This window comes from Arthrobacter sp. yr096, from assembly GCF_900108925.1.
Taxonomy (GTDB): domain Bacteria; phylum Actinomycetota; class Actinomycetes; order Actinomycetales; family Micrococcaceae; genus Arthrobacter.
In genome coordinates this window covers 1-5781 of record NZ_FNYI01000020.1, presented here as the reverse complement: position 1 = coordinate 5781, position 5781 = coordinate 1, and the positions used below count along the sequence as shown (strand labels likewise).

The following is a 5781-nucleotide window of genomic DNA, read 5'->3' as shown; positions in this document are numbered from 1 at the left end:
TTCCTGCGCGCCCGGCTAAGGATCAGCATCAGCGAAGCCCGCCGCCGGCTCGCCCTCGCCAACGACGTCCTACCCCAGACAGGAATGACCGGCCAGCACATTCCCGCCCGCCGCGAGATCCTCGCCGACGCCCACTCCTCAGCCCTGCTCCCGTCCCGCTCCGCGACCATCATCAGTGCCGCGTTGGACAAAACCCGCCACCTCACCGACGACGACACCATCACCCTGATGGAACAAGCCCTCACCGCCACCGCGAAGGAAACCGACCCCGACTTCGTCGCCAAAATGGCCAAAGCCTGGTCCGACAGAATCGACCAAGACGGCCCGGAACCCTCAGAAGAAGCCCTCCGCCAACTCCAAGGCGCGTTCCTGCGCCGCCGACGCCGCCACGGACTCCACCACCTCGAAATCTTCGCCACCGACGAACAAATCGAAGCCCTCACCACCGCCATGAACACCGCCACCAACCCCCGCCTCACCACACCAGAACCCAGTCACACCACCGAACCCGGTCACACCACCGAACCCGGTCACACCCCGGACGACGGAACCAGCACGGAAACCCCCACGGAATCCCCCACCGAACCGGGCCTGGACCGACGCACCCGCGCCCAGAAACTACTCAACGGCCTCGTCGGCGCCTGCGCCCTCGCGATGAGCACCGGGAAACTACCCTCCAACGGCGGACTCCGACCCCAACTCACCGTCACCATCGACCACCGCCACCTCTTCGAACAACTCACCCACCACAACAAGCCCAACCACAACGGGCACACCACCGAACCCCGCCACACCAACCATCCCGACGAGCCCAACCACGCCGACACCACCGGCACGGGTCCGAACCCGCTCAGCTCCGGAACAGCGACCTTCACCGGCCCGCTACACCCCAACACCATCCGCAAAATCGCCTGCGACGCCGACATCATCCCCGTCCTGCTCGGCAGCCAAGGCCGCGTCCTGGACATCGGACGAACCACCCGCATCTTCCCGCCCCACATCCGCAAAGCAATCACCGCCCGCGACGGCGGCTGCGCCTTCCCCGACTGCACCATGCCCGCACCCTGGTGCGAAGCCCACCACATCACCTACTGGTCCCACGGCGGCACCACAAGCACAGAAAACGGCACCCTCCTCTGCAGCCACCACCACCACCTCATCCACAAAGAACAATGGCGAATCACCCTCACCACCGGAATCCCCTGGTTCATCCCCCCACCCCACATCGACCCCCACCAAACACCCAGACGCAACCACCACCACACACCCCACCGAACATAAACACGTGCCGGGAACGGGAGCGGTGAGGAACGCTCCAGTTCGGAGTCATCCAGTGTGAGGAACTTGGGCGCTGCCGTGCTCTTCGTCGGCATCTTCCGGCTGCATTGAGCTCATTCGCACAGCGAGACATGCCGCGCGGGCGGCCCGCCATGATGCCCGGTCCATACATAGGCCCCGACCATACGGTGCACAGTTCCCAGTGGCCACGAGCGCGGGGCGGCACTGATCGGATCCATATTGCGGCGAGACAATGCATGCGGCGAGACAATGCTTGCGCCGAGACTATTCGGCTCGGCCAGACGTCCAACGCCGTTAAGGCAGCGCGCCCGACGACAATCAGCCTCCGCGGGGAGACTCAACGTGGTCGGGCGCTGGCTTGATGGAATATCAAGCGTTCCCCAGCTGCGGCTACCACCTCGTCGTCACCCGAAAAGATGGCAAGCCGGGCCAGTTTTACCGCGAGGTGGGCCAGCCCGTGTACGACTCCGCGAGGTACGCCTTGGCATGTTCGGACGTGACCACAGAGTGCAGCTCGCCGAGTTGGCGCGCCCTGTCAAAGTCATCGGCGCCGGGAACGGTGTGCAGCATGGAGGTCATCCAATAGGAGAAATGCTGGGCCTTCCACACCCGGTCCAGTGCGCGGTCGCTGTAGGAGTCCAGCAGTGCCGTGGAACCGTTGGAATAGAAGGAATCCAGACCTTCGAAGAGAACCTTGACGTCGTGAATGGCCAGGTTGAGGCCCTTGGCGCCGGTGGGTGGAACGGTGTGGGCGGCGTCGCCGGCCAGGAACAGATTGCCGTGGCGCATGGGGGTGTGGACGAAGCTGCGGAACGGCAGGACCATCTTTTCAAGGACGGGTCCTTCCTTGAGCTCAAACCCGTTGCCGTTGACGCGCTTCCGGAATTCGGACCAGATCCGTTCGTCGTCCCAGTCGGCCACGTTCTCCTTGGGGTCGCACTGGAAGTACATGCGCTGAACGGTCTCGGTGCGCTGGCTGATCAGGGCGAAGCCATTCTCGGAGTTGGCGTAGATCAGCTCGTCGGCGCTGCGCGGAGCTTCGGCGAGGATGCCAAACCAAGCGAACGGGTATTCGTGGAAGTACCACTTGCGGTTGGCCTCGGGGATCTGGAAGCGGCAGTGGCTGCGTGAGCCGTCCGCCCCTACCAGGAAGTCGGCCTGAATCTCGAACTCCTGGCCATCAGCATCCGTGAACCACACCTTCGGTTTGCCTTCGAGGTCATGCACGGTGGTGTCGGTGACGCTGTACCGAACGTCACCGCCGTCGGCCTCGCGGCGGGCGGCGAGGTCCATGAACACGTCGGTCTGCGGATACAACCACACAGATTCGCCCACGAGTTCCTTGAAGTTGATGCGGTGGCTTTCGCCGTTGAAGCGCAACTCAATGCCATCGTGCCGGTCGCCTTCGCGGAGCACCCGGTCCGAAACACCGGAATCCACCAACAGGTTCACGGTGCCGTGCTCCAGAATGCCTGCCCGGACCGTCTCCTGGATGTCCTTGCGGCTGCGGATTTCGACCACCACGGACTCGATGCCCTGACGGGCCAGGAGGTGGGAGAGCATCAGTCCGGCGGGGCCTGCGCCCATGATGGCGACTTGGGTGGTGATAGACGTGCGTGCCATGGTTTTCCTCGCTTCGTTGCGGATCCCGGCTTGCTGGGAAGCGGGATGAATCTGCAATCAGTGTGGCCCGCCATGAGTGATTGGCGTTACAAGAATTCCGTTGAACGGAAGCCGGAGTTAGTCGCCCAGTTGACGCCCTATCCCTCGCGCAGCTGTTTGGAGCGCGGGAACCAGCGCCTGCAGCCGCATCTCCGCCAGCGGGACCACGACACCCAGTGCCGCCACCGTGCGGCGCTTGCCATTGAGCACCGGGACAGCGATGCCCCATGTGTCCGGATCCACCACGCCCGCCAGTTGTGCATACCCCTGCTGGGCGGCTTCGGCCAGGTAATGGCGCACGACGTCGGCCGTGACCTTTCCGGATGGGTCATGGAACTGTTCGAGGTACTCCGCCTGCAGCTCGCGCGGCTGGTGTGACATCAAGGCCACCCCGGCGGAGGAGATGTGAACCGGCATCCGGCCAGCGATCCGTGCACGGTTTGCCACAGATCCCCGCCGCGAAAGCCGCTCCACGAACAGCGCCTCCCAGCCGTCGAGCACTGCCAGGTTCACATTCTGGTTGAGGACCTGCTGAATATCCTCCATGAAAGGCATGGCCGCCTGCCGGAGGGCCAACGTGGGTGAGTTTCGGTTGACGAGTTCCCACAAGCGCAGGCCAAGACGCACAGTTCCGCCGGCGCCCAGATCCAACAGTCCATGCTCAGAGAGCTGCCGGACCAGCCTGTGAGCTGAAGACAACGGGAGTTCCGCCCGGTCCGCGAGTTCGGTCAGCTGCAGTGATGTCACCCCTTCGGGGAAGGCCTCAATCACCCGTACCACGCGATCTACCACTGAATCGCCGGATGCTGAATTGGCCACAATGCGCTCCTTTATGACGGGCGCCAAGGAGGAGCCTTCCGTTCAATGGTAGAACGTGTGCCACGCAACAGCCCGCGGTGATACAACTCTCATAACCGACCGGCCGTTCTGGCGGTCCGGAACCATTACAAAGAAGTACCGAGGTCGCTATGCCAACGTTGTCATCTGCCCGCCGCTCACAATGGCCCGTCTGGCTCTGTTGGCTTGCCATGGTTCTGGACGGCTTCGACCTGGTGGTCCTGGGCACCGTGATCCCAACACTGATCAAGACCGGAGAGCTCGGCTTCGACGCAGTCGGCGCTACCTTCGCCGCCACCATTTCCTTGGTGGGCGTGGGCCTGGGTGCACTCTTCATCGCGCCGCTCTCCGACAAGTTCGGACGACGCAAACTACTCATCGCCTGTGTTGCAGGCTTCTCGCTGTTCACCATCGGAGTCGCCTTCGCCCCGAACGTTGCTGTTTTCTCAGTTCTGCGTTTGCTGGCCGGACTTGGTTTGGGCGCGTGCCTGCCGGCCGCCCTGGCCTACATGAACGACTACGCTCCCGCCGGATCAGCAGGTAAGTCCACCACCCGGACCATGACCGGCTATCACGTAGGTGCCGTGGCCACCGCGTTGCTGGCCATCCTCATCGTGCCCAACTGGCGGCTCATGTTCATCATCGGTGGCGCGGCCGGGCTGGTGCTCCTGCCTTTCCTGTGGATCAAGCTGCCCGAGTCCCTCCCCGAAGCAGCCCCCGCCACGGCGGGCGAAGCCACGAAGGCAGATACCGGCGTCGGACGCGCAACAGAGCCTGGACGCGCAGCAGAAGGTACCTCCAAGTCTGCAGCTTCCAATACTCCCGCTTCCGAAACTGCGGTCCCCAAGTCCGGGTTCCGCGACCTGCTGCAGAAGCCGTACCCCATGGTTGCTGTGGGCATCGGCATCGCGTCATTCATGGGACTGCTGCTGGTGTACGGACTGAACACGTGGCTTCCGCAGCTGATGGCAGCCGCCGGATACCCCGTCAGCACAGGGCTGACTTTGCTGCTGGTCCTCAACCTCGGCGCCGTGGCGGGGCTGTTCCTGGCCGGAATCCTTGCCGACAAGCATGGGACCAAGAAGATCGTGTTGCTGTGGTTCGGGTTGTCGGCGGTGTTCCTTGCGATTCTGAGCGTCAAGATCCAGAACGAATTCCTGCTCAACGCTGCCGTGTTCGTCACGGGGGTCTTCGTTTTCAGTTCCCAGGTACTTGTATATGCCTGGGTCAGCCAACTGTTTCCGGCCCGACTCCGCGGAACAGCGCTTGGCTTTGCCGCTGGAGTGGGCCGGATCGGTGCCATTGTTGGTCCTGCTGTGACGGGAACGTTGGTGGCTGCGAACATCGCCTATCCCGCCGGGTTCTACGTCTTTGCCGCTGCGGGTGTACTGGCAGTGGCCGCCCTGTTCATGGTCCCGCACGAGGTCAAGACCTCTGAACCAGGAGTGCCCGCCCACCGCTAGACCCTTACGGGAGGTCCGGCATGGGGCACAGCGATGTCTCCGCCCTCCCCAGCAGTCGGGGTCCGGCTGCAAAGCACCTGTCCGTCGAGTTCCGGAGTGCCGGAAGGGCCTGGACGGCCCAGTCGAAGTGGTCTTCCTTGATCATCGTCTCAATGGCCCGGCACTGGTCCTCTGTCTCCAGCGCACCCACCATGGCCGATGAAATCCTGAGGCTCAGGATGGCGTCCATGCTGGCGTCGGCGTCGTGCTGGCACAGGCCGTTGGAGATCCGGAGGATCCGGCCGGGCAGCATGGACAGGTAGGTGGACAGGAAACGCAACGCCGGCTGGGAGTCTCCCAAATCGTCAGCCAGGGTCTGCAACCGGCACGGTTCCAGGGCTGGAGTCCCGGTGTCCTCACTCACCGCGTGCTGCCTGGGGCTCTGCGGCGCCTTCCGGGGCTGTCTTGTTGGGGTTTTTGGTCCAGATGGAGGTGAGCATTCCGATGACCAGGATGGCGGGTGCGCCGTACATGAGGGTGT

Annotated in this window: 5 protein-coding genes; 2 read left to right on the top strand and 3 right to left on the bottom strand. The window is 63.6% G+C overall.

The genetic code is table 11. The annotated features are described in order from the left end of the window. A partial coding sequence (locus tag BMY91_RS22825) for an HNH endonuclease signature motif containing protein (RefSeq protein ID WP_090826466.1) occupies positions 1-1281 on the top strand: 1281 nt, incomplete at its 5' end. A gap of 453 nt (positions 1282-1734) precedes the next feature. On the opposite strand, the gene BMY91_RS22820 is transcribed toward BMY91_RS22825, so the two are convergent. Both BMY91_RS22820 and BMY91_RS22815 read right to left on the bottom strand, forming a co-directional pair. Further along, positions 1735-2922 (bottom strand): 4-hydroxybenzoate 3-monooxygenase, encoded by a 1188-nt coding sequence (locus BMY91_RS22820; protein ID WP_090826463.1) that lies wholly within the window; start codon positions 2920-2922, stop codon positions 1735-1737. Positions 2923-3039: 117 nt separating this feature from the next. Then, complete coding sequence (locus tag BMY91_RS22815; RefSeq protein WP_090826461.1) at positions 3040-3780, bottom strand: IclR family transcriptional regulator; 741 nt, start codon at positions 3778-3780, stop codon at positions 3040-3042. A gap of 149 nt (positions 3781-3929) precedes the next feature. On the opposite strand from BMY91_RS22815, the gene BMY91_RS22810 reads away from it, so the two are divergent. Then, positions 3930-5261 carry an MFS transporter gene (locus tag BMY91_RS22810; RefSeq protein WP_090826458.1) on the top strand — a complete coding sequence of 444 codons (1332 nt, stop codon included), beginning with the start codon at positions 3930-3932 and terminating at the stop codon, positions 5259-5261. A gap of 4 nt (positions 5262-5265) precedes the next feature. On the opposite strand, the gene BMY91_RS22805 is transcribed toward BMY91_RS22810, so the two are convergent. Further along, positions 5266-5664, bottom strand: coding sequence for an Hpt domain-containing protein (locus tag BMY91_RS22805; protein WP_090826455.1), 399 nt, complete (start codon positions 5662-5664; stop codon positions 5266-5268). Between the last annotated feature and the right edge of the window lie 117 nt (positions 5665-5781).